Here is a 22,805-nt window from a genome sequence, read left to right as displayed (position 1 = left end):
GGTTTAACCCTCTTTTTTCTTTTGCTTAGGTTTGAACATTTCCAGCATACGTGCAGTCACGGCAAAGCCACCGAAAATATTAATGCTCGCCAGAAATACTGCGATTGCCCCCAGTACACTCACCACGTTAATGGTCTGGAAATCCACGCTGCCTTCAACGCCCACCATTGGCAGACCAACAGTCTGAATCATTGCGCCCACGATAATGATCGAAGACAAGGCATTGGTCACCGCCATCAATGGCGTATGTAGTGCTGGTGTTACCCCCCAAACCACGTAGTAACCCACGAAGATGGCCAGGACGAAAATCGTAATTGTTTCAACCATGAGTCTGCTCCTTAACCACGTTTTAACAGCACTTGGCCGCCGTGAGTGACAAGTAGGGCTTTTTGAATTTCATCTTCCTGATTCAGGACAAAGTTCTTGTCTGCATCAAAAAGTGTTTCAACAAAGTTATAGACGTTACGTGCATATAGCGCTGAAGCTTCAGTCGATACCGTTGATGGAATATTTGGAACACCCAGAATCTTCACACCATTTTCAGTCACAACAGTTTCGCCGCACTTAGAACCTTCAACGTTACCGCCTGATTCCACTGCCATATCCAGAATCACTGAGCCTGGTTTCATCTTGGCTACAGTTTCAGCACGGATTAAGCGTGGTGCATCACGACCTGGTAACAAGGCAGTGGTAATCACGATATCGGCATTCGATACCGCTTTATCGACAATCGCGGCCTGATCCTTGATGTACTGTTCACCTGGCATCCAGCCATAACCGTTTTTAGCTGCTTCATCAGCACGTGCCTGCTCTTCAGGAGACATCGGTACGTCTAGCCATTTACCGCCCAAAGACTCAACCTGATCTTTGGCAGTCGGACGAAGGTCAGTTGCTTCTACGACTGCACCCAGGCGTTTCGCTGTTGCAATTGCTTGAAGGCCTGCTACCCCGACACCCATGATCACGACACGAGCCGGTTTTACCGTACCTGCCGCTGTCATCAGCATAGGGAACATGCGCTGATATTCAGCAGCAGCTAAAAGCACTGATTTATAACCTGCAAGGTTCGCTTGCGAAGACAATACGTCCATGTTTTGCGCACGTGATAGAGTACGTGGCAAAAGCTCAAGAGCAAATGCAGACACATTCTGTGCCGCGAACTGGTCAAGCTCGGTATTGCGGTATGGGTCAAACATCGCTACAACCGTGGTGTTGGCTGACAGCTTTTGAATTTCCTCACCCTTCGGTGCACGAACTTTCAAAACTATCTGGCTACCGGTGTAGGCATCATCCGTAATTTTGGCACCAACTTGCTCATAGGCACTGTCGATGTAGGCAGCTTTAACACCTGCTCCACGTTCGATCACCACACTATGACCAGCGCTGATCAATTTCTTTACTGTCTCAGGCGTCGCAGCGACGCGATTTTCACCGACGACAGTTTCGGCTGGAATTCCAATCTGCATGAGCGTCCCTCAAGCTAATTTTTTCTTAAGTAAACACCGTGATTTACGGTGCTTCCCCTCAGGATGTGTTTTTGTTGAATTTTTGGATTCTAATTAAACTTCTAGAAATTACTACCTATTATTTATTTAATAAATACCCATATTTTGAACTGACGATTCATAAAAATGATGCTGTCATATAGCATTTATTAGTTCAGCCTGATTATTTTGATTTGCTGAATTTATAAACGATATTCATTCTCTTGAACGATGACTGTTTTCCTGGTTATTTTTTATTAGATTACTTTTTGTTTTATTTTGTTACATTGATCATTCTGACAGATATTTCATTTTTCCTGCTCAGCAAATCTTTATTTCAAATGAACTGATAAAGCCTAAATTAGGGCACTTTTCTAGGGCAGTTTTCTGTTTTTGACCTTTTTGACAAATTTAATCTACTTTGGAATATTCATTTTTAAGATCTAAAAATACTGTTTTCCTATAACTTTTTCATTTTTCACTCATAAAAAATATGAATTAATGATGAAAAAATTGATTTAGGATTCACTTATTTGACTTATTCAGCTCAAGTCTTAAGACTTGCCTGAAATAGGTGAAAAAAATATTCTGCAACATTTATTATATTAATACTCAGTCCACTGTTAGATTTACGAACTCTTCATTTTGCACCAATTTTGGGCAATCACTGATTCAGATGGATCTCTGTCACCTGGTCTTAAATGAGATGACTTAATACAAAGCGCTTCCACGTACATTTTCTTAAGTGAAAAAGTTAAATTTCTAGCGAATTTTCATCTCTTATCAATCCAGAAAAGTACTTTTTTGTGGCATTTCTCTTGTATGAGTTTGAGTACTTTGCACTATTTTTCTACTTTTATCCTGACGGGTTTTCGCCTATAGTGCCTGCAACTTCTGCATCATCTTTGATGTTCTTTATAAAAATTCTCCCTGAGCTTAAGGTACTTGCCATGTCTCCTCCTCTCGATATCAGTCAAAATAAATCTCTGTTATGGCTGATGGCGATCGCATGTGGTTTATGTGCAGGTGCAAACTATTATTGCCAACCGCTTATCTCCTCAATTCAGCAATATTATCAGGTACCAGAATCCCAAGTGGCGCTGACCGTGACCTTTGCGCAGGTGTCTTATGCCTTGGGCCTGCTGTTTATTGTGCCTTTGGGAGACATGCTGAATAAGTCCAGACTCATTCCTTTCTTGATGTTTGGTGCCGCATTAGGCTTGCTGATCTGTGCCACAGCAGTCAACCTGCCGATGCTCTGGGTGGGGACTATTATTGCCGGGCTATTTTCTGTTGCTGCCCAGATTCTGATTCCTTTAGCTACGATGGCTGTCCGACCTGAAAAAACCGGAGAAGTGGTCGGTTTTCTCATGAGTGGCTTATTAGTCGGTATCTTATTGTCGACCAGTATTGCCGGATTGCTTTCTGACCTGTTTCACTGGAAAACCATTTATGCGCTCAGCAGTATGGCACTGCTGGTTTTGGGCTTTTATTTAAAAGGACAATTACCCAGCATGCCGCGTATGCGTATCAGCTATGCAGCAATTTTTAAATCGATGGGTATGCTACTGCGTGAGGAACCGCGACTGGGCTTACGCTCCCTGATTGGTGCATGTGCCTTTGCCGCCATGAGTATGCTGTTTTCAACCATTGCCCTGCTGCTGACCCAGAAACCTTTTCATCTTTCTGATGTGATAGTGGGCCTAGTAACACTAGTTGGTGTTTTTGGTGCGCTGTCGACTCAGGTTATTGGCAAATGGGCGGATCGTGGTTATATCAAGATCCTGACCTGGATTGGCTGTTCAATTCTGGCAGTAAGCTGGCTATTTTTATATTTTGGTGGCGTGTCCCTGCTCAGTTATATTCTGGGTTATGCCCTGATTAACTTAGGTCTGGCGATTACTCATAGCTGTAATCAGAACGTGATTTTCCGCTTGCGCCCAGATGCCAAATCACGACTGAACTCTATTTACATGACGCTGTATTTTATTGGTGGTGCCTGTGGTTCAGCTCTGGGGGTATATGCCTGGCATCATGGTGGCTGGAGCATGACCTGTCTGTTTGGACTTGGCTTGGCACTATGCGCCGCCCTGTTTGCGTTGATTGATCAATGGCAACAACATCGAGCAAAAGCTTAAACCGATTTAGCTGACTTGTACCACTGGGTAATAAGGTTTACCCGAATCCCAAGTCGCTGCATTTTCCAAAAGAATGCAGATAAAAGTGGGCAGCAACCCGGCCAGAACCCGGCAACTGTCTTGGAGCTGCTTTATATTAAATGAGCTCTGATAAGTCGCACCGCCCTGCATAAGCTGATGATATAAAGTAGAAAGACGGTTAAAAATCACCAATAAGATTTCAGTTAAATTCCGCTCTTGAACAGCTTTTTGTATTTTCTGTTTTTGCTGATCTAATGCTTCACGACAGCTTTCCAGACTGACTTTATGATGGCGATAATCCCAGAAACCTTGATCGGTATAAGGGCTATCCAGCAGTGTAGAAATTGGCTGGCTGTATTTTTCCCAGACAATATGCTGAAGTTTTTGCTCCACATCTTTTTGACAGAGGGTTTCCAGAAATTGATGCAGGCTTTGTTGATCCTGACGAACCTCTGTTTCTTGTGCATAGATCGAATTAAAACTGATCCACAGGCTAATAAACTTAAACTCTAATTCCTGATCTAGTTCTAATGCTTTTTTAAACCAGCTAAGTCCCCGTTGAATCCGTAAATTAAAATAGTCTGAATGCTGAGGTTTTTTGCTTTTATAAATCTCCTCCAACATGAGCATCGTTATTCTCCTTATTTATCTCGTTTTCTTTATCTTAATCTTAAATATCTCAAAATATAGCATTGCAGAATGACTGGGAGTTTATTTTTTCAATTCCCACAATTTCTCTTGTTAAATATCTTTATTGGAATGACAGTTATCGTTCCTCATGCAGTTCAGCCTTTGGTCATGCAAATTTTATGCTAGTATTACGCCCTCTTTTTGCAGTACTGCTTTTTTGAGCAGATTTCCAGCAATTCCTGCTTATTCTAGTACTGCTATTACTCTTCCATTTCATTTAAGGCGTGATTTTGAATGACTGATCTCAGCACCATTGAAAACAAACTTCAACCTCGCATCAGTGTTGCGCCGATGATGGACTGGACGACAAAAGATTATCGTTTCTTTGCGCGCCTGTTTAATCCAAATGTCATTTTATATACCGAAATGGTGACTACGGGCGCCATCATTCATGGCGATGCCAAACGCCATCTGGACTTCAATCAAGAAGAACATCCGATTGTGTTACAGCTCGGCGGTTCCAACCCTCAAGATCTGGCAACTTGTACTAAAATGGCTCAGGACTGGGGTTACAATGAAGTTAACCTGAATGTCGGCTGTCCGAGTGATCGGGTACAGAATAATAAAATTGGTGCCTGCCTGATGGCTGAACCTGATCTGGTCGCAGAATGTATTGATGCAATGCGTAATGCCGTGGATATTCCGGTCAGTGTGAAACACCGCATTGGTATTGATGACATGCATTCTTATGAAGAAATGCTGCATTTTGTGGATACGGTCGCCAAAACCGGTTGCGATAACTTTATTGTGCATGCCCGAATTGCTTTACTCCAAGGTCTTTCACCTAAAGAAAACCGTGAAATCCCGCCACTACGCTATGAAGATGTTTACCGTCTGAAGCAGGACCGTCCGAAACTGACCATTGAAATTAATGGCGGAATTAAAACTTATGCAGAAACGCTTGAACATCTCAAGCATGTCGATGGCGTGATGATTGGCCGCGAAGCCTATCACAACCCGTACCTGTTAGCTGAGCTGGGTCAACTATGGAATCTCGAAGCACCGGACCGTTTTGAGATCATGCAACAAATGCTGCCTTATATTGCCCAACGTATGGCTGAAGGTGCACCATTGTCAATTATTACCCGTCATATTTTAGGTTTATTTCAGAACTTACCAGGTGCACGTAAATGGCGTCAGGCTTTAAGTGGTGGCAATGCCAAAACGCTAAAAGATGTAGAAACAGCATTATTGAATATTCAGGAAGCCATGCAGCGCACTGAAGATTATCTGCGTGAACATCAAGTTCAGCCTTAAAATCAAAAAGCACCGAGATCCGGTGCTTTTTTATGACCTAAAATAAAAATTAGTGGGTATAGGCCGTAATATTCCCGACCGGAATCGGTTCTTCATCATAGGAAGCCGCTTGCAGGACAGGTTCTGTAACTGGACGGACATCTGGCCCGAACTCAATACTGGTAGGTTCATTCACAGGTTCCAGATCATCGAGTGATGAGGCCAGCTGTTCCAGCTCACGATCCAGTTGCTGACGATATTTCTCAATCTCGATTTCATCGATAAAGGCAAAAGCATCGTCTTCAATGGCCCAGCTATAACCACCATTCACCTTTGAAATTTTGACGTTAATGGGATATTCATTACCCTGATAATTCAGATGTGAAACCGCTTCAAACTCATTGCCTTTGCGATGGCGGATTTTTACATTTACCACAGTCAAACGATAATGCTGATAATTCGGATTGGCATTAAACTCTTGCTGCATTTGTCCTTGAATATTTCTGGCCAGTTCATCAATCGATACAAAATAACTGCATCCAGCCAGACAGGCGATCATCAATATCATTATGATTTTTTTCATCCCGCCCCCTTGTGTTCTCTCACTGCTTTACAGATGTGTAAAACTTTTCATCTTTGGATTATTCTGTGATCCATTTTATACTTTTTTTTAAATAAATGAATAAATAAATCCTTAGTCTATAAAGTCGTTTTTATTTTTATGTTGTACTGGCTTTTTAACTTCATGGTAAAAAAACCTATAAAAAAGCCCTGAACCAGTCAGGGCTTTAATCGTCATTTAAAACTTAAAAATCATCTTCTGCAGCAGGATCATGGTGCAAGGCATCATGGATCGCTTCAACCAGTTGCTGAGCAATTTCCTGTTTAGAGGCTTTGTCCAGATCACGCTTATCCAGATGATAGTGTTCGGCAAAGAATACCGTCATGGCATTTTCATCAGAAGCAAAGCCGATATCCGCACGCGAAACATCATTACAGGCAATCATATCCAGTTTTTTCGCCACCAGTTTGCCCGCTGCATATTCTTCAATATTACGGGTTTCTGCAGCAAAGCCGACCATAAATGGACGTTTTTCCTGCTGTGCGATGGTCGCCACAATATCCGGATTCTTTATTAAAGCGACATTCAGCTCATCGCCTGCTTTCTTGATTTTATGCTCGGCTACCTGTGCGACACGATAATCAGCTACTGCAGCGGTCGCAATGAAGATGTCACAACCCTGCTCCAGCATTTGCATGCTTTCATTCAGCATTTGCACTGCCGAAGAAACATTTTTACGTTTGACGCCATTTGGGGTATCTAGGCTCACCGGACCAGCAATCAGGGTGACATTCGCTCCAGCTGCATAACAGGCTGCTGCCAATGCAAAACCCATTTTCCCGGTACTGTGGTTGGAAATATAACGTACCGGGTCAATCGCTTCACGGGTCGGACCAGCTGTAATCGTGACTTGCTTGCCCGCCAGCATGCCAAATTTTTCTGCAATCGCGCGCTGAGCTTTATGGAAATATTCTGTGACCTGACGTGCCAGCTCTTCCGGCTCCGGCATACGGCCCAAGCCTACATCACCACAAGCTTGTGAACCGGCATCCGGCATAATCACATGTACGCCATCTTCAATCAAAGTCGCAAGATTACGCTGGGTTGCTTTGGCAGCCCACATCTGCTGGTTCATGGCTGGTGCGACCCAGACCGGTGCATTGGTTGCCAGATACAAAGTGCTCAGCAAATCATCTGCAAGGCCTGCTGCAAATTTTGCCAGCGTGTCGCAGCTGGCTGGCGCAACCAATAACAGATCAGCCCAACGTGCCAGCTCAATATGCCCCATGCCCGCTTCAGCTTCAGGATCCAGCAACTCGGTATGTACCGGATTGCCTGACAAGGCTTGAAAGGTCAAAGGGGTAATGAAAGCCTGTGCGCCTTGAGTCATGACAACCCGCACATTAAACCCGGCATCTTTCAGACGGCGAACCAGAATGGCACTTTTATAGGCAGCAATACCGCCAGTGACTGCTAAAATGATATTTTTATGAGGAATTACACTTAGATCAAAGCTCACGAACAGCTTACCTTTCTGTTGCAGTGGGGCTCACAATAGCATTAAATAATTGCATTCCCAAGAGATCAGCTTCAGGGAAAACTCATAATTCATAATAAATAAGTCTAATAACTATGCAATTTTCAATCAAAAACTGGCCTGAACTAGAACGGCCGCGGGAACGTTTAATTCAATATGGGGCAGAAAGTTTATCTGATGCAGAACTGCTGGCCATTTTTCTCCGATCAGGTTCACAACAGCATTCAGCCGTAGAATTAGCCCGGCTACTGATTCAACATTTTGGCCATTTAACTGCTTTACTTGATGCACCTTTAAAAGAAGTTAGCCAGTTTCATGGCATGGGCATTAGCAAATATACCCAACTGATGGCGGTTAAAGAATTAGGACGGCGTTATATTGCCGAGCATCTTAAACAGGATTCTTTAGAATTAAGTAATTCAAAAAGACTACGGGATTATTTACGTTTCGAATTATTGAGTGAAAATCAGGAAGTATTCGCGGTCCTGTGTCTGGACGCCAGTTTAAGGAAAATTGCATTTAAAAAGCTGTTTTATGGCTCTGTGAATGCATGTGATATTTCGATTAATCAGTTGCTCAGATATGCCATTACCCAACAGGCAACTTCAATTGTGATTGCGCATAATCATCCCTTGGGCCAAGCCACTCCTTCTAAGGCTGACCTGTATCTGACCCGCCAGATTCAACAGGCATGTCGACTGGTCGATATCCGTTTAATTGACCATTGCATCATCGCGCTGGAGGGCAGTTTTTCCTTTGCTGAGCAGCAACTCATCAAACCTGAAGCCTAAGGGGGAATAGCACTTGACAAAGCAGCTACAACTCAAGAAGATCATGAAAAAAAATTGTGATGATTCCAATAAATGATCGTACGTGACCAGCAGAACGTTTTTAAATTATTATTTTCCTGGCGAGGAACGATTTTACCTAAGGTTTTACCTCCTTTAGGCGTGGTCATGCTGATTTCAGCCATTATTGGTGGTTTTTCACGTGTAGGTTATTTTCATTTTCCAGAACTCCCTCTCGTCGGCTTTACCCTCATCGGCGTAGTACTGTCTATCTTTCTCGGATTTAAAAATACTGCTTGTTATGACCGCTGGTGGGAAGCACGTAAACTCTGGGGTATTCTGATTGCCAATGCACGTCATTTTGACCGTGACTGCCGGATGTTGTCTCAAGGCCGTCGTGAACGTGTGATTCAGCACGTCATCGTTTTCGCGAACGTACTGCGTGACCGTCTGCGCCATCAGACAGCCAATCCGACTGAACTGGTGGAAACAAGTGGGATGAGCCAGCAGGCGATTACTCAGCTCTATCAACAGGCCAATGCACCGCAATATACCTTGAGTCTGATTCAGTGGGAGCTAATGCAAGCTCTCAAAGAAGGTGAAATCTCTGACATCATTTATATGCAGATGAATAATCATGTCGCGGAACTCAGTATTGTGCAGACAGGTTGTGACCGGATTGCGACGACGCCTTTGCCTTTTGCCTATTCGGTACTCTTGAACCGTACCGTATATTTTTTCTGTTTTATTTTACCTTTTAGTCTGGGCTCAACGCTTGGTCTGTTTACGCCTTTGCTGGTCGGTATTTTGGCCTATACTTTTTTGGGACTGGATGCACTAAGCTCAGAGATTGAAGAACCTTTCGGAACTCAAAGCAATGACTTGCCACTGGACTCCATGGTTCGTACCATTGAAATCGAACTGTTAGGCACTCTGGGCAAACCGACACCGCCACCGATTCAGGCACAAGATAATAATTTGCTATAATTTATAAATAAATGCCTCAGAATTAGCATTTTGAGGTTCTAATTTTTATCTAAAAATTCAAAAAAATATGAAATTAAAACAAAAAATTCAACAAGCGGTGCCTCAACCCATTGTTCGACCATGGTTGGCTTTAGCACTATTTTTACTTTGTGCCATCTTGGCTTTTATAGTGAGTTCATTAGTCCAATCAGAACTTTTTCTCGATCTTCAACGTAGGCCTGTTTTCCATATTTTATTTAGTCTATGTGTTCCCCTCTTTCTGTTTCAGGATCGAGGAATAAATTTAAAGTTTCCTTTTTTTATACAAAAATATTTGATCGATCCTCAACTCAAAAAAGATATGACTGAGCAAGCAGTCCAACATTCACAAGCAATTATTCTGGCTCAACGTACTATTCGTGCAAAATGGTGGCAGGTGAAACAGCCACAGTTATTATTACAACTGCCCAATCATGATCAAGGCATCTGGTTTAATATAGATTTAAAACAGGTTTTTAATCTTTCGCCTTTTTTTACACTTCAAGTCAAATTAAGTGATGCGATGATTGGGCAACTGATCGATATACATTTTTTGACACGCTCTCATGTAATCATCCAGTTATTTGAAATTTCCCAAAATAATGATTTTTCAATATTCATTGGCACAGAAGTTGGAGCACAAAGAGGACTAGGGAGATTAGAAAAAATCCCATCGGCGCTTATGCTCGACTTATCCCGAATTACACACATAGAAGCCTTGAGAACCTGTCCAGAAAGTCATGACTTACAGTTAACCACAGGTTATGGTAAAACTTATCTCATTCATTCTCATGCAAAATACTTTAAACAATTGGAACTCGCCTTATCCTCACGCATTGATGTGATTGCCTATCGTAAGTTCAAACTTGATCTCAAGATTGATCATCTGTTCATTTCAAAAAAACATCCAAACTTTTATCGAAATTTAGTCCTGACTTCCATCATGCTGTATATCGTCATCATGACTTTAATCACTTCTGAATGGGCCTTATTACTTGTTAATGTCCTCATTCTGCATTTGATGTATAAATTCGCCCAAGATCTTAAAACTGATCCATTCATCAAGATTTAGAATTAACAAAAACTCTCCCAAATCCCGACCTGCCCTGGTTTTAAGCTCGGCACATTCCCCAGTTTAATCCAGGGCATATGGTCACCATGAAAATCACTGCCAATTGAAACTTTAAGTCCTTGCTCTGCAATCATCCGGTCAACCATCTGACGGGTTGAACTTGGATCAATAGCGGGCGGCAACTCCACCGCATCTCCACCAAACTTGGCGAAGATCTCGATCAGATAACGAATATTAGTCGCGGATAAATCATAACGGGTTGGATGCGCCAACACGGCAAAGCCACCGCTGTCATGTATGACCTGAATGGTTTCTTCCAGACCCAGACCATCAAATTTGACATAGGCCTTTTTACCTTCCTTGATGTACTTATCAAAGGCCTGTTGGGGGCGGGTCACAATGCCTTTTTCTACCAGCGTTTTGGCAATATGGGTTCGGGTAACCCGATCAGGAATATTATCAACTTTGGCAATCACGTCAGCATAAATATCCTGACCAATTAAAGGAACCAGAAGGTCACAGATCTGTTTAGAGCGTTCGGCACGAATGATCTTCTGCTGATTGAGGGCTTTTTGTAACGGCTCAGGATTCTGAACATTGAGTGCCACAATATGTACGCCATAATTTTTCTTGGTCGCAGGACGTGACCACTGGCTAGAAATCTCGACTCCAGAAATTATCTTAATCTCATGATTTTTGGCAGCTTCTTCAGCCAACACTAAACCGTCCATAGTGTCATGATCAGTCAGGGCCAAAGTATGGATAAGTTTGTCCGCAGCCGCTTCGACCAATTGCTGAGGACTCAAAGTTCCATCAGAAATATTACTATGTGTATGTAAATCTACGCCGTGCATCTCTATACTATGACATTTATTTGATCAGATTTAGATACTCTAACATGAAAGCACTTTTAGACTTTGTGCCACTCATTATTTTCTTTTATTTATATAAAACTGTAGATCCAAAAGACACTGACCATCAACTTCTACAATTGATCGGTTCTGCGGGGGGTGTCGACAATAACAATATTCTCGTTGCAACTACGGGTCTGATCATTTCCATGCTGGTGGTCTATGGTGCGTTATTTGTCATGCAGAAATTTCGCCTGGACAAACAGCAATGGATTGTTCTGTTTATGACGGTGATCTTCGGTGGGATCACCCTGATGCTCAGCGACGATTTCTATATTCGTCTTAAAGCTGTATTACTGAATCTGGTCTTTGCAGGTGTCTTCCTGTTATCGCCATGGTTTAGCAAAGATAAGAAGCCACTCATCCAGCGTCTGTTTGGCCCAGTATTTAATTTGAGCGCCAAAGGCTGGCTTAAATTGAACTATGCCTGGGTGGGTATGTTTACCCTCATGTCATTTCTGCATACATTCTTTGCCTATTTATGGATGGATGGAAAATATTGGGGCGAATTTACTGCATTCGGTGACATGATCGTGATGTTTTCCTTTATCATTATTCAGTTTATTGTATTGCGCAAATACTTTAGAACAGCTGAATAAGTCCAACTACAAACGATAGAGAGTCATCATGCCATTATTCGTCGTTAGCTGTACCGACCGGGAAGGTACAGTTGAAAAACGCCTTGCGATTCGTCCACAACATCTTGCACGTCTAGAACAGTTAGATGCTGAAGGCCGTCTGATTGTTGCAGGTGCCATGCCTAAAGATCCAGCCAATCCTCAAGCCGGTTTCTATGGCAGCACCATCATCGTTGATTTTGACAGTCGTGAAGCACTGGATGCATGGTTACAGGATGAGCCATTCCTGAAAGAAGGCGTATACGCGCATATTGATGTGAAACCATTTAATAAAGCATTTCCTAAAGGATAAGGTTCATGCGCGCTGTTACCGCCAGTTTCATTGGCTTTTGTTTCATGATTCCTTCTGCCTGGGCTGTTGAAGTTTCTGCTCCAGTTGCCCCGGCTACACAGCCAGCAGCTACTCCTGTCCAAGCTGTTACCACACAAGCACCTGCTCAGGGCGCTTCTGCACAGCAGGCTGGAATTATTCCAGCAGTTGCAACAACTGCTCAGACTGTTCAGCCGACTGAGAAAAAGCCGCTCACCGCAGAAGAAATTGCCAAGCAGAAAGCCCAGCAAGATGCCAAAGTCAAAGCTTTAGTCAAAGATCAGGCAACGCGTCTACAGCAACTGGAAAAAGCCAATCTGGAAGCCCTGTCACAAAATCAGGAATTGCAGCTCAAGAACGACAATCTCGGGGTTCAGGTACAGGTCCTGCAAAGTGAACGTAGTGCCCAGATGTTTCTCTACGGCGCTGCAACTTTGGCAGTCGGTGTATTACTTGGCTTTCTGATAGCGAGCTATGTTTATACCAAACGTCGCCGTCAGTGGTAATCTATAAGCCGTCCAAATATCTTTAAGGTTGTACCCGTTTTGTCGCATGCAATTCAAACTGCCGATCTGGATTGGCAATTGGTGGATGGCATTGATGTGCCTGTGTCCAAGCAATTTGGTGATGTGTATTTTTCCAAAGACAATGGATTGCTGGAAACCCGGCATGTCTTTTTAAATGGTAATGACCTTAGTACCCGCCTGGCCGATTTAAAACCTTTTGCATATTTCTGTGTCGGTGAAACGGGTTTTGGTACAGGTTTAAATATTCTGGCGTTATGGCAGCTCTGGCAACAGGTGCGTCCGGACAATCCGAGTCATTTGCATGCCATTTCAGTAGAAAAATTTCCGCTTTCTAGAGCAGATTTAGTCCGTGCCTTAAATGCCTGGCCAGAATTGAAACCACTAGCAGATCAACTCATCTCCCAATATCCAATTCCGATTGCCGGTTGTCATCGTCTCAGCTTTCCTGAAGAGCGTTTCAGTCTGGACCTGTGGCTGGGAGATGCACATGATGTCTTTCCTGTCATTGAAAAAACTGCACCCGTTAATGCCTGGTTTCTGGATGGCTTCGCACCTTCATGTAATCCGGATATGTGGGAAGAAAATGTTTTAAATAATATCGTGCGTTTATCCGAGATTGGGACGACTTTTGCTTCTTTTAGCGTTGCAGGTGTCTTAAAACGTGGTTTAAAACAGCACGGCATCTCTATTTCCCGTCCACGTGGATTTGGCCATAAACGTGAAATGCTGAAAGCGATCTGGAATCCTGTTGAAGAAAATAAAGACAGTGAAACGGCTTTAGAGCAGGAAATTACTCAAAAAAAAACTGAACCAGATCTAGAGAGTCTTACCAGACCTCGTCAAATCGCTGTGATTGGCGCTGGAATCGCAGGTTTAAGTACGGCATGGGCATTCACTCAACGCGGTCATCAAGTCACGATTTACGACCAGTCAGCGCCTCTTTCAGGCGGTTCCGGCAATCCCCTTGCCCTGCTTAACCCTAAACTGTGTCCAGTTGAGCAAAGTGCCGAACATCTGATGACGGTGGCCTGGCAGCATGCCTTAAATCATTATCAGAAATTTAAAGCTTTTCGCTCAATTCAGGTCAACCAGCTTGCCTTAAAAAATCCTGAACAGCTTTTAGGATTGGCAGATGAATATCCCGCAGAAACTCTTGCTGCTCAAAGTGCAGCAGACCAAGAGATTCAAACTGAATTTCCAGCTTTAAAACTATTAGCAGCGGGCGCAGTTTCACCCCATCAACTGCGTGATGAAATTTTGCAGCATCCTCTTATTCAGTATAAACAAGCCAAAATTAGTCATATTGAGGCTGCTGAACAACCTGAGTTATTTGCAGAGCAGCAATCCTTAGGCAAGTTTGATCACATCGTTGTATGTACCGCACGTGATACCCAGCAATTCTTTGAACATTATCCAGTCCTGAAACCGATTCGTGGACAGGTCAGCTGGGTCAATAATCAAGATCAGCCATTGAATCAGGATACAGCCTATAGTTACGGCGGTTACTGTATGCAGCTCAATCCCGAACAACTGATTTTGGGTGCTTCATTCTATCCAGGCCGGGATGATGCAGAAGTCTTAATAGAAGATCATGTGCATAATTATGAACTTATCCACAGTGTCTTTCCTGAATATGCACAGTTATTCCCATCTACCGAAACCTGGCAAGGTCGAGCGGCAGTACGCGCACAGAGTCAAGATTATTTTCCTTTACTCGGAAAAATGAAGGCAGATGAAGAGATTTACAGTTTTGCTGGTCTCGGCTCTAAAGGCTTTCTGTTTGCGCCATTGTGTAGTGAAATTCTGGCTGCCCAAATTTTGGGAGAAGCTTGCCCAGTACCTTCGAACTTGGTAAAGAAACTCGACGTGACACGTTTTCAAAAGAAGGTAAAAGCCAAGAAGCCTTATTTTAAGCCTCAAGATTAAAGAACTCCTCCCTTTAATAAAGGGTGAGGAATACTGTTCCGCAAGGGAGGGATTTTTAGAAAGAATGTTAATCCTCCTTTAAAGAAGGACGATTTTGAAGAAATCTAGACAACAAAAAAGCGCCTGACGGCGCTTTTTTTCACAAGGTCAATTATGCACCTTGTTCCAGTGGCATACCTGCATCACGAGCAGCACGAGTACCACCCATCAGAATGACATATTCACGTGTGCTGTCAAAACCCTCTAACTTTTCAGCTGCACGTGGAGCTTTACTCCCACCACCACATAAAATGTAAATCGGTTGATCCGCTGACACCTGAGTCAGGCTATCTGCTGAAAGATCGTTAATGGGCTGATTGACCGCCCCTTTCACGTGTGCTTCAGCATAAGCACTTGCATCTCGTACATCCCAGATTACAGCATTTTCTGGGAACTCAAATGTTGTAATTTCTTGTTTACGGATCATTGCGCACTCCTTTGATGTAAACAACACTTGGCAAATGAAGAAAACATCCCTAGCATCTCAGATATTCTTTCCCTTTGTAAAGGTCTAAACTATGCCTTCTTTCGATATTGTTTCTGAATTAGAAATTTTTGAAGTAAATCATGCAGTTCAAAATACCCAAAAAGAGATTGCAACCCGCTTCGATTTCCGTGGACAGGATGTTTCTATTGAACTAAATGAAAAAAACAAGGAAATCAAAATTAGCACAGAAAGTGATTTCCAATGTGAGCAAGTGTATACCATGCTGGAAAACCATTTCTTCAAGCGTAAAGTGGATATTCAGGCGCTAGATCCACAAAAAATGACCGCTTCAGGCAAAAATGTAGTTCAAGTGATCAAGCTTAAAGATGGCCTTGACTCTGATACTGCGAAAAAAATTAATAAGGCCATTAAAGAAAGTGGTATTAAAGTGCAATCTTCAATTCAGGGTGACAAGATTCGTGTGACTGATAAAAAACGCGATACCTTGCAACAAGTGATGGCATTCCTGAAAGAACAACAATTCGGTCTGCCTTTACAGTTTAACAACTTTAAAGACTAAGATATTTCAACGTCTGTAGATGGAATTATGGCAAAGAGCAACCGACTGACCAAACTGGTCAAAGCGACATCAAGATTACCGCAAGGTATGCGTACTGCTTTATTGAGTAAGACTTTTGGCCGAGTAGTTCCGATGGTTGGCTCTGCCAAGATTCGCTATCAGGAAATCAGTGCTTCCAAAGTCGTGGTAAGTATGGCCAATCATAAGGTCATGCAGAACCATATCGGTCAGATTCATGCCTGTGCCATGGCACTGCTGGCAGAAACAGCGACCGGTTTTGTGACTGCGATGAATGTACCTGACAGCGCAGTGGTTCTGATTAAAAGCCTAAAAGTGGACTTTAAGCGTCCAACCAAAGGTGCCATGACTGCGGTGGCTACGTTGACTCCTGAACAGCAGCAATTGATGCAAAGTTCAGAAAAAGGTGAAACACTGGTACAAGTAATCGTAAGCGATGAATCTGGTGAAGCACCGATTCAATGTGAAATGCTCTGGGCTTGGATTGCCAAGAACCAGTTGAAGCCAGGCTAATTTCAATACAGACAAAAAAATCCCAGATTATTGATCTGGGATTTTTTATTTAATGAATTATGAGTTCTGCTGAGATTCTGCAAATTTCTGTTTTGCTTCATCCGGAATTGGACGTTTATTGCCTTTGACATCCACTGCGACAAAGGTAAATACCCCTTCAGTCACGCGTACAGGTGCACGTGAGTTATCATGACTGTCCCATACTTCGATTTGCATCTGGATTGAAGTATTACCGACTTTTAGAATTTTGGTATAGCAGCTAATGACATCGCCGACTTTCACAGGAACCAGGAAGGTCATCTGGTTAATCGAAATCGTTGCACAGCGTCCTTTACTAAAGCGCTCTGCATGAATTGCTCCCGCCAAGTCCATTTGTGAAACAATCCAGCCACCAAATACATCTCCACTCCAGTTGGTATCCGCAGGCATTGCAATCGTCTGCAGGGAAAGTACTCCCTCTGGTTTAATATGAGAATCTGTCACTTGAACTCCAGGCTTTTTAAATTAGGATTGAGCATTATTTAACTGCTGATCAAGCCACTTTTGTAGTTCGCTTGAACGTAATGCACCGCTTATTCTAGCAATTTCATTGGTTTTATTCATCAAAACCAGCGTCGGAATACTACGTACATTAAATGCTGAACTTAATCGCGGATTCGCTTCAGTATCAATTTTAGCAAATACCACTTGTGGATTTTCTTTTGCTACAGCAGCAAAATGCGGTGCCATCATTTTACATGGACCACACCAGTCTGCCCATAGATCAATCAGGATGGGAAGATCACTATGGGTGACAAACTGACTAAAGTTCTGTTCATTTAGCTCAATCGGCGCTAATGGAACTAAAGCTTGATGACACTGACCACATGCTGGATCGGCCGTTAATTTTTCTTCAGGCACACGATTTTTAGCCTGGCAATTCGGGCATACAATGATCATCTAGCGCACTCCAATATGTTGATGTAAGAATTCTAATTGGGTCGAGACTGCTTTTTCAAACCATTCACCATGATAAATATCAAAATGCCGCATATTCCACTCATGATATTGTACAAATGGTGCAATATTGGTTGCGGTTTCCCGACTGGCTTCAATGGGAATCAGGCTGTCTTGTTGTGCTGCGATAAACAGGACAGGAATAGTGATTTTGCGGACTTCCTGAATAGGACGATATCGCATCAATTTAAAGAATACCCGGGCTGGGATATGACCACTCCAGTAATAATCTGGATTCACAATGGATAGATATCCTTCATAACTGTCTTGTGTCGGCATAAAACAGAGTTCATGACGATCAACCACCGGCAAGGTCTTGGGCGCCATTCCTACCTTTGCCCCCATATAATCCTGACTAGAAATCTTCAGGGCTTTAGGCAATTGCTGCAAAGGATAAAGTTTGGCACTTTCTGCACCATCAACAAAGGGTACCTGTACCATTACCGCCTGAATATTTTTTAGTTCTGCGGCCAATGTCAGTACATGCCCTCCACTTAATGCCGTTCCCCATAACACAATCCGTTTGGCATCAATCGATTTACGTGCCTGCAAATGCTGGATCATGGTACGCCAGTCTTCAAGCTGAGCACCGATCGACACCAATTCACGCGGACGCCCGGTACTGCCTCCCCAATAGCGATAATCAAACAGAACCACCGCATAACCTGCACTGGCAAAACGTTGGGCATATTGCACCAGTTTAAAATGACGTAAAGCAGCCAGGCCATGAGCCATCAGGATCACAGCTGGTTTGTCAATCTGTTGAGGACGATAGAAATCCGCAGCAATCACTTCCTGACTGTTTTTGACATACAGTGGTTCGACTGTATAGGCGTACATACGCGCTCCATTGCGTTATTTTATAGTTGTAATCGTTTATAAATTTTTCAGAACTAGGCCATCATGTTTTCAGCTTAATGCTATCATAAAGCATATCAAGATAAATGACATAATGGAGTGACACCATGAGCGAAAATGTAGGCTTTGCTGGCCAAATTGGTCCTGAACATATCTCTCAAGTAGTTGAAAAAGGTTTTAAATCAATTATCAATAATCGTCCGGATATGGAAGGTGGCCCTGAACAGCCAACCAGCGTACAAATTGAGGAGGCTGCTCGTAGTGCAGGTCTAGATTATGTCTTCCAGCCAGTAGTTGCTGGCCAGATTACCGAGCTTGATGTGCGCACCTTTGCTAACCATTATAACGAATTACCAAAGCCGATCTTGATGTTCTGCCGTACAGGAAATCGCTCTAATAATTTATATCAGCTGGCGAAACAGATGGACCTGCTGGATGACTAAGGTATTTGGGGGAAATGTACTTTTAGTCAACATCTCCTTTTAGTTTCAGAGCTCGACCTATGAATAAATTCTTACTGGTTATATGTTGCAGTCTTGCATTGATGGGTTGTAGTTCAATGCATTTTAAGCCTACTGTGGGTGTCAGTATGGGAACTTCTGTTTAACTTTTAAAAAGAAGTTCTCAAAAAAAACAGCGCCGAAGCGCTGTTTTTTTATTAATTAAGAATATATTCTTTTTTACGTACTTTTCCATTTGGTGCAGTAATACTTAAAATCAGACTATCACGTTCATCACAGTCTTTAAGCTTATATTCATAATAAACTTGAGAACTTGTTTTAAAGCTATTAGGAGTTAAAAGATTAAATACATTTGGCACTGTAGCATTTCCGCTCCATAACTCTGCAGTACATGATTTTTCATTGTCTTTAGTATTATCTTCAGCAGTCACTGATACTACTGTTCCTGTTGGCATTGGTACTGATTGAGCATTATTACCAAAAACATTAAAACTGAATTTAGCTCTATCTGTAATTTTCTCATCTACTACAGTAGGGGTGTCGTAGCTGAAAGCAAATATCAACTGTTGACGTATTACTGCTTGCAAATTCTGATTACAAGTACCTTGTATATTAGGCTGTGTGATACTACTTGGTGTACAAGTATTACCGATGGCACCTCTCTTATATAAAAACTCACCAAGCGCATTTTCAAAGATATTATTTTCATTATCATCACGGAAAAAATCACCAATATTACTAGTTAATTCATCAATACCCGCTGTATATAAATTATCTGAGTTCTTATCGATATAAGATTTATCCCCTTCAACATACGCTAATACTGTTACACGATTGTCAGCAGGACGTGGATCTTGTGTTTGTAATTCCACACTACATTCGCCATTTACAGTTGAACAGTTAGGTGTAATACTACCACCCTCTGTATTAAAACTTACGACTGTACCATCTGGTACTTTATTTCCTACACGATCACGTAGTCGAGCTGTGATAGTAGCTTTATCCCCATCTACATTCCACTGTAAAGCATTTTTACTTACAGAAAGACTAAAACCATTTTGTGTTACACGGCCTGTTGCTACTGAAACATCTTTAGATAATGCAGTAACCTGTGAGTCACTTACTAAAGTCGCCTTAATTTCTACAGGGCCAGGAATACTTCCTGGGAATACATCAACAATAACTCGCCCTTGATCATCAGACTTAATTATTTTACTTGTTTTATTATTTAAAGAAACAAATGAAAAATCATTTGGTGCGTAAACTAGCTCAACGTTCACATCCTGATTACGTGCAGGAATGTTGTTTGAATATACTGTAAATTCAACTTTTCCAGATGAACTTGATCCACTACTTAGAATGCCTAATTTTAACTCTCCAGAAGTATAAACTATGGAGTTTGCCTTAATCGCATTAATATTCACATTTTGAGTTGTAGTGACAGCCCCATTGTTTGCTAAAAGTGTTAATTTTTGAGTACCAGTACATAATTGACCACCGCTTGAAATAGCAGTATAGATAGTTTCAACAATCCCTTGATTAGAAAAAATTTCATTCGTGCTAAATGTTCCACATTCAGCTTCAAAGTTAACCTTAATATTGTTTAAAAGTACACCAGTATTTTTATCAACAGTATTTGCAGTTAATCTAACTGAGCCACCCGCTTCAATTGATGTACTTTCTAATTTAACGTTATCAAACTTAGTTTGTAATTGACCAATAGTGAAGTTTGTTGCCGCGGATTGAGCAGTATTTTCATTCATCTCAGCTGCAGCTGAAATTTTATACGCACCTGTTATTTGATCATCAACTGGTTTAATTGCAATGACAGCGACACCATTCATATCTGTCAATACAGAAGCATTGCTAGTACTAAATGCAATTCCTTCACCTGAAAAAGTAACTAATACACCACTTAAAGGTGATTTATTTTCATCTGTCACTTTAACTTGCGCAATAGCACCAGCACTTGTAATTACTGTAGTTATTTTGCCATTCTCATCAATGATTTCTACATTACTAATATTAAGTTTAGAAACTTCAGGATTTTCAATACCATTATCTGAACCTCCCCCAGTATTACCGGAATTTGATCCACTATTATAATATCCGTCACTACCACCACCGCCGCAGCCGGCCAACATTAGTGCAAAAGTAAGAGCAGATAACTTCATACTTAATTGTTTACTAATCATTTAAATCCCCAAGTCCCTCTATCTTCAGAGTTTGTTATCAATCTTTATTTAATTATGCGTTATGTAACCACAGTTGAGCTTTTATGTAAATAAAGGTAAGCCAAATGTTTTGTATGCTAGCTTATAACAATCAAATAAATTTGATAAGAGCAATAAATGTACGACTTAATCATTATCGGCGCAGGCACAGCAGGAATCAGTGCTTATAAAGAAGCTATTAAATATACCCAAAATATTTTAATTATTAATGCCGGTTCATGGGATACAACATGTGCTCGTGTAGGCTGTATGCCGAGCAAGCTTCTGATTTCTTCTGCTAACCGTATGCATGAGATAAAAACTGCAGAAAATCTCGGATTACAGCATGATGCCGTAATAAATACCTCCACCGTTATGGATCGCCTGCATAAGCTTCGTGATCATTATATTCGGGCCACTTTAAAAGAAGTAGAACAATGGGATTCAACTCATAAGGTATCAGGGCACGCAAAATTTACCAATGCTCAAACAGTCCAAGTAGAAGGAAAATCTTATCAAGCTAAAAGTTTTATTATTGCAGTAGGCTCTCGACCAAATTTTGATGCTACCTTAAAAGATGAACTAGGCGATAAACTCCTGACATCTGATGAAATCTTTGAACTTACACAGCTACCTAAATCCTTAGCAGTGATTGGTAGTGGCGTTATTGCAATTGAATTGGCTCAAGCCATGCAACGTTTAGGGGTACGTACTACTATGTTTGCTCGTAGTCAGAAAATAGGTGCACTCACCAGTCCAACTCTACAAGCTTTGGTTAGAGAGCAATTAAATAACGAGCTGGATATCAAATTTAAAACTTTACCTAATCAAGTCAAACTCCTTACTGATCAGGTAAAAATTGACTATATAGAGAATGATCAAAAACAAAGTCTTGAAGTAGATTATGTACTCTCAGCTACTGGACGTAGTTCTAATTTAGATCGATTAGGTTTGGAAAAAATTAATCCTGAATTCCAAGATGTTAAAAAGCTACCTATTAATAAAAAAACCAAGCAATTAGAAAACTTGCCTATTTTTATTGTTGGCGATGCAGCCCCTGATGTCCCAATTCAACATGAAGCTGCCCATAATGGTAAAGAAGTGGTCCAGAACTGCTTAAATTTTCCAGATGTTCAGCCTATTTCTGCCCTAACTCCTTTGGCAATCGTATTTAGCCAACCAGAAATGGCGATTATTGGACAAAGTTTCAAACAGCTAGAAGAGAAAAATACGGAATATATTAGAGGCTTTGTATCTTATGAAAGACAGGGACGCGCGTTAATTCTTTCAGAAAATAAAGGTGGGGCTGAAGTATATATAAATAAAATGTCAGGAAAATTATTAGGTGCTGAATTATTCTGCCCTCAAGCCGAACATCTAGCACACATACTAGCCTGGATGATTGATGCAGAACAAGATATTCATCAGATTTTGGCAAAGCCTTACTATCATCCGACTTTAGAAGAAGGGCTGAGAACAGCATTTAAACATGCTCGTCGTCAGCTTGATCAACAGGAAGTAATTGACAATTCTTAAATATATTAAAGAAGTATTGATAGATAAAATTTAATTACTTCAAACAATATGGTGCAGCTAATAGCTCTGAAGTTTTGGCTGCACCTTGTTACTCTTTAACTCATTTTTTAGATCAGAAAATATCAATAGAAAAAGTTGTAAGCATGAAACCCCACGCATAAAAAAAGCCCCCTGCGTGAGCAGAGGGCTTTAGGAATAATGAGCTGGCGATGACTTACTCTCACATGGGAGACCCCACACTACCATCAGCGCTAAGAGGTTTCACTTCTGAGTTCGGGAAGGGATCAGGTGGTTCACTCTTGCTATGGTCGCCAGCACA

Annotated in this window: 24 protein-coding genes and 1 rRNA gene; 13 read left to right on the top strand and 12 right to left on the bottom strand. The window is 41.7% G+C overall.

Features of this window, described 5'->3' with window-relative positions:
* Positions 1-3: 3 nt before the first annotated feature.
* The gene (locus FTV34_RS09045; RefSeq protein WP_004783638.1) at positions 4-327 is read right to left on the bottom strand and encodes a proton-translocating transhydrogenase family protein; all 324 of its coding nucleotides are present in this window, start codon (positions 325-327) and stop codon (positions 4-6) included.
* 11 nt (positions 328-338) lie between these two features.
* Complete coding sequence (locus tag FTV34_RS09040; RefSeq protein ID WP_034170850.1) at positions 339-1,466, bottom strand: Re/Si-specific NAD(P)(+) transhydrogenase subunit alpha; 1,128 nt, start codon at positions 1,464-1,466, stop codon at positions 339-341.
* A gap of 968 nt (positions 1,467-2,434) precedes the next feature.
* Between FTV34_RS09040 and FTV34_RS09035 the strand changes: the two genes are divergently transcribed.
* Positions 2,435-3,622, top strand: a complete 1,188-nt coding sequence (locus FTV34_RS09035) for an MFS transporter (protein ID WP_180011710.1) — start codon at positions 2,435-2,437, stop codon at positions 3,620-3,622.
* Between the two features lie 6 nt (positions 3,623-3,628).
* Here the strand turns inward: FTV34_RS09035 and FTV34_RS09030 are convergent, their stop codons facing one another.
* A complete protein-coding gene (locus FTV34_RS09030; RefSeq protein WP_159123086.1) occupies positions 3,629-4,273 on the bottom strand; it encodes a HEPN domain-containing protein in 645 nt (214 codons plus the stop codon).
* 294 nt (positions 4,274-4,567) lie between these two features.
* On the opposite strand from FTV34_RS09030, the gene dusA reads away from it, so the two are divergent.
* The gene (gene dusA / locus FTV34_RS09025; RefSeq protein WP_159123087.1) at positions 4,568-5,590 is read left to right on the top strand and encodes a tRNA dihydrouridine(20/20a) synthase DusA; all 1,023 of its coding nucleotides are present in this window, start codon (positions 4,568-4,570) and stop codon (positions 5,588-5,590) included.
* 49 nt (positions 5,591-5,639) lie between these two features.
* Here the strand turns inward: dusA and FTV34_RS09020 are convergent, their stop codons facing one another.
* Both FTV34_RS09020 and coaBC read right to left on the bottom strand, forming a co-directional pair.
* The gene (locus tag FTV34_RS09020; protein ID WP_179993321.1) at positions 5,640-6,152 is read right to left on the bottom strand and encodes a hypothetical protein; all 513 of its coding nucleotides are present in this window, start codon (positions 6,150-6,152) and stop codon (positions 5,640-5,642) included.
* Between the two features lie 223 nt (positions 6,153-6,375).
* Positions 6,376-7,650, bottom strand: coding sequence for a bifunctional phosphopantothenoylcysteine decarboxylase/phosphopantothenate--cysteine ligase CoaBC (gene coaBC / locus FTV34_RS09015; protein ID WP_159123089.1), 1,275 nt, complete (start codon positions 7,648-7,650; stop codon positions 6,376-6,378).
* Between the two features lie 113 nt (positions 7,651-7,763).
* Here coaBC and radC point away from each other — a divergent pair, with 113 nt between their 5' ends.
* The 3 genes from radC to FTV34_RS09000 all read left to right on the top strand — a co-directional run bounded on the left by radC (position 7,764) and on the right by FTV34_RS09000 (position 10,533).
* Positions 7,764-8,459, top strand: coding sequence for a DNA repair protein RadC (gene radC / locus FTV34_RS09010; RefSeq protein WP_179993323.1), 696 nt, complete (start codon positions 7,764-7,766; stop codon positions 8,457-8,459).
* A 72-nt stretch (positions 8,460-8,531) separates the two neighbouring features.
* The gene (locus FTV34_RS09005) at positions 8,532-9,443 is read left to right on the top strand and encodes a bestrophin family protein (protein ID WP_159123091.1); all 912 of its coding nucleotides are present in this window, start codon (positions 8,532-8,534) and stop codon (positions 9,441-9,443) included.
* Positions 9,444-9,510: 67 nt separating this feature from the next.
* Complete coding sequence (locus FTV34_RS09000) at positions 9,511-10,533, top strand: hypothetical protein (RefSeq protein ID WP_180011708.1); 1,023 nt, start codon at positions 9,511-9,513, stop codon at positions 10,531-10,533.
* 2 nt (positions 10,534-10,535) lie between these two features.
* On the opposite strand, the gene FTV34_RS08995 is transcribed toward FTV34_RS09000, so the two are convergent.
* Complete coding sequence (locus FTV34_RS08995) at positions 10,536-11,387, bottom strand: PHP domain-containing protein (protein WP_159123093.1); 852 nt, start codon at positions 11,385-11,387, stop codon at positions 10,536-10,538.
* Between the two features lie 44 nt (positions 11,388-11,431).
* Between FTV34_RS08995 and FTV34_RS08990 the strand changes: the two genes are divergently transcribed.
* From FTV34_RS08990 to mnmC, 4 genes are read left to right on the top strand one after another with little or no spacing between them, the layout of a single operon-like run.
* Entirely contained in the window at positions 11,432-12,043 is a 612-nt protein-coding gene (locus FTV34_RS08990; protein ID WP_005233839.1) for a septation protein IspZ, read from the top strand.
* A 28-nt stretch (positions 12,044-12,071) separates the two neighbouring features.
* Complete coding sequence (locus tag FTV34_RS08985) at positions 12,072-12,374, top strand: YciI family protein (RefSeq protein WP_004783657.1); 303 nt, start codon at positions 12,072-12,074, stop codon at positions 12,372-12,374.
* 5 nt (positions 12,375-12,379) lie between these two features.
* A complete protein-coding gene (locus FTV34_RS08980; protein ID WP_159123094.1) occupies positions 12,380-12,898 on the top strand; it encodes a hypothetical protein in 519 nt (172 codons plus the stop codon).
* 39 nt (positions 12,899-12,937) lie between these two features.
* Positions 12,938-14,845, top strand: a complete 1,908-nt coding sequence (gene mnmC, locus FTV34_RS08975) for an FAD-dependent 5-carboxymethylaminomethyl-2-thiouridine(34) oxidoreductase MnmC (protein WP_180011706.1) — start codon at positions 12,938-12,940, stop codon at positions 14,843-14,845.
* 151 nt (positions 14,846-14,996) lie between these two features.
* Here the strand turns inward: mnmC and FTV34_RS08970 are convergent, their stop codons facing one another.
* Positions 14,997-15,311 carry a rhodanese-like domain-containing protein gene (locus tag FTV34_RS08970; RefSeq protein WP_179993326.1) on the bottom strand — a complete coding sequence of 105 codons (315 nt, stop codon included), beginning with the start codon at positions 15,309-15,311 and terminating at the stop codon, positions 14,997-14,999.
* Positions 15,312-15,402: 91 nt separating this feature from the next.
* On the opposite strand from FTV34_RS08970, the gene FTV34_RS08965 reads away from it, so the two are divergent.
* Both FTV34_RS08965 and FTV34_RS08960 read left to right on the top strand, forming a co-directional pair.
* On the top strand, positions 15,403-15,891 hold the full coding sequence (locus tag FTV34_RS08965) for a YajQ family cyclic di-GMP-binding protein (protein WP_004783667.1): 489 nt from the start codon (positions 15,403-15,405) through the stop codon (positions 15,889-15,891).
* Between the two features lie 27 nt (positions 15,892-15,918).
* Positions 15,919-16,422, top strand: a complete 504-nt coding sequence (locus tag FTV34_RS08960) for a DUF4442 domain-containing protein (RefSeq protein WP_180011704.1) — start codon at positions 15,919-15,921, stop codon at positions 16,420-16,422.
* 57 nt (positions 16,423-16,479) lie between these two features.
* Here FTV34_RS08960 and FTV34_RS08955 read toward each other — a convergent pair whose 3' ends face one another.
* Genes FTV34_RS08955 through FTV34_RS08945 form a run of 3 tightly spaced genes read right to left on the bottom strand, consistent with a single transcriptional unit; the run spans position 16,480 to position 18,258 of the window.
* Positions 16,480-16,905, bottom strand: a complete 426-nt coding sequence (locus FTV34_RS08955; RefSeq protein ID WP_004783671.1) for an acyl-CoA thioesterase — start codon at positions 16,903-16,905, stop codon at positions 16,480-16,482.
* A gap of 21 nt (positions 16,906-16,926) precedes the next feature.
* Positions 16,927-17,361 carry a thioredoxin TrxC gene (trxC, locus tag FTV34_RS08950; protein ID WP_004783672.1) on the bottom strand — a complete coding sequence of 145 codons (435 nt, stop codon included), beginning with the start codon at positions 17,359-17,361 and terminating at the stop codon, positions 16,927-16,929.
* Entirely contained in the window at positions 17,362-18,258 is an 897-nt protein-coding gene (locus FTV34_RS08945) for an alpha/beta hydrolase (RefSeq protein WP_179993328.1), read from the bottom strand.
* A gap of 125 nt (positions 18,259-18,383) precedes the next feature.
* Between FTV34_RS08945 and FTV34_RS08940 the strand changes: the two genes are divergently transcribed.
* Positions 18,384-18,719, top strand: a complete 336-nt coding sequence (locus FTV34_RS08940; RefSeq protein WP_004783676.1) for a TIGR01244 family sulfur transferase — start codon at positions 18,384-18,386, stop codon at positions 18,717-18,719.
* A gap of 215 nt (positions 18,720-18,934) precedes the next feature.
* On the opposite strand, the gene FTV34_RS08935 is transcribed toward FTV34_RS08940, so the two are convergent.
* Complete coding sequence (locus tag FTV34_RS08935) at positions 18,935-20,932, bottom strand: hypothetical protein (protein WP_179993330.1); 1,998 nt, start codon at positions 20,930-20,932, stop codon at positions 18,935-18,937.
* Between the two features lie 156 nt (positions 20,933-21,088).
* On the opposite strand from FTV34_RS08935, the gene FTV34_RS08930 reads away from it, so the two are divergent.
* Positions 21,089-22,486, top strand: a complete 1,398-nt coding sequence (locus FTV34_RS08930; protein WP_180011703.1) for a dihydrolipoyl dehydrogenase — start codon at positions 21,089-21,091, stop codon at positions 22,484-22,486.
* 201 nt (positions 22,487-22,687) lie between these two features.
* On the opposite strand, the gene rrf is transcribed toward FTV34_RS08930, so the two are convergent.
* A 5S ribosomal RNA gene (gene rrf / locus FTV34_RS08925) occupies positions 22,688-22,802 on the bottom strand.
* Between the last annotated feature and the right edge of the window lie 3 nt (positions 22,803-22,805).

Source organism: Acinetobacter sp. YH16038 (assembly GCF_013417275.1).
Lineage (GTDB): Bacteria > Pseudomonadota > Gammaproteobacteria > Pseudomonadales > Moraxellaceae > Acinetobacter.
This window is presented reverse-complemented; position numbering and strand designations above follow the sequence as displayed.

Coding starts and splice junctions, on each gene's coding strand:
- FTV34_RS09045 (WP_004783638.1), bottom strand. CDS start 327: ATGGTTGAAACAATTACGATTTTCGTCCTGGCCATCTTCGTGGGTTAC.
- FTV34_RS09040 (WP_034170850.1), bottom strand. CDS start 1,466: ATGCAGATTGGAATTCCAGCCGAAACTGTCGTCGGTGAAAATCGCGTC.
- FTV34_RS09035 (WP_180011710.1), top strand. CDS start 2,435: ATGTCTCCTCCTCTCGATATCAGTCAAAATAAATCTCTGTTATGGCTG.
- FTV34_RS09030 (WP_159123086.1), bottom strand. CDS start 4,273: ATGCTCATGTTGGAGGAGATTTATAAAAGCAAAAAACCTCAGCATTCA.
- dusA (WP_159123087.1), top strand. CDS start 4,568: ATGACTGATCTCAGCACCATTGAAAACAAACTTCAACCTCGCATCAGT.
- FTV34_RS09020 (WP_179993321.1), bottom strand. CDS start 6,152: ATGAAAAAAATCATAATGATATTGATGATCGCCTGTCTGGCTGGATGC.
- radC (WP_179993323.1), top strand. CDS start 7,764: ATGCAATTTTCAATCAAAAACTGGCCTGAACTAGAACGGCCGCGGGAA.
- FTV34_RS09005 (WP_159123091.1), top strand. CDS start 8,532: ATGATCGTACGTGACCAGCAGAACGTTTTTAAATTATTATTTTCCTGG.
- FTV34_RS09000 (WP_180011708.1), top strand. CDS start 9,511: ATGAAATTAAAACAAAAAATTCAACAAGCGGTGCCTCAACCCATTGTT.
- FTV34_RS08995 (WP_159123093.1), bottom strand. CDS start 11,387: ATGCACGGCGTAGATTTACATACACATAGTAATATTTCTGATGGAACT.
- FTV34_RS08990 (WP_005233839.1), top strand. CDS start 11,432: ATGAAAGCACTTTTAGACTTTGTGCCACTCATTATTTTCTTTTATTTA.
- FTV34_RS08985 (WP_004783657.1), top strand. CDS start 12,072: ATGCCATTATTCGTCGTTAGCTGTACCGACCGGGAAGGTACAGTTGAA.
- FTV34_RS08980 (WP_159123094.1), top strand. CDS start 12,380: ATGCGCGCTGTTACCGCCAGTTTCATTGGCTTTTGTTTCATGATTCCT.
- FTV34_RS08970 (WP_179993326.1), bottom strand. CDS start 15,311: ATGATCCGTAAACAAGAAATTACAACATTTGAGTTCCCAGAAAATGCT.
- FTV34_RS08965 (WP_004783667.1), top strand. CDS start 15,403: ATGCCTTCTTTCGATATTGTTTCTGAATTAGAAATTTTTGAAGTAAAT.
- FTV34_RS08960 (WP_180011704.1), top strand. CDS start 15,919: ATGGCAAAGAGCAACCGACTGACCAAACTGGTCAAAGCGACATCAAGA.
- trxC (WP_004783672.1), bottom strand. CDS start 17,361: ATGATCATTGTATGCCCGAATTGCCAGGCTAAAAATCGTGTGCCTGAA.
- FTV34_RS08945 (WP_179993328.1), bottom strand. CDS start 18,258: ATGTACGCCTATACAGTCGAACCACTGTATGTCAAAAACAGTCAGGAA.
- FTV34_RS08940 (WP_004783676.1), top strand. CDS start 18,384: ATGAGCGAAAATGTAGGCTTTGCTGGCCAAATTGGTCCTGAACATATC.
- FTV34_RS08935 (WP_179993330.1), bottom strand. CDS start 20,932: ATGATTAGTAAACAATTAAGTATGAAGTTATCTGCTCTTACTTTTGCA.
- FTV34_RS08930 (WP_180011703.1), top strand. CDS start 21,089: ATGTACGACTTAATCATTATCGGCGCAGGCACAGCAGGAATCAGTGCT.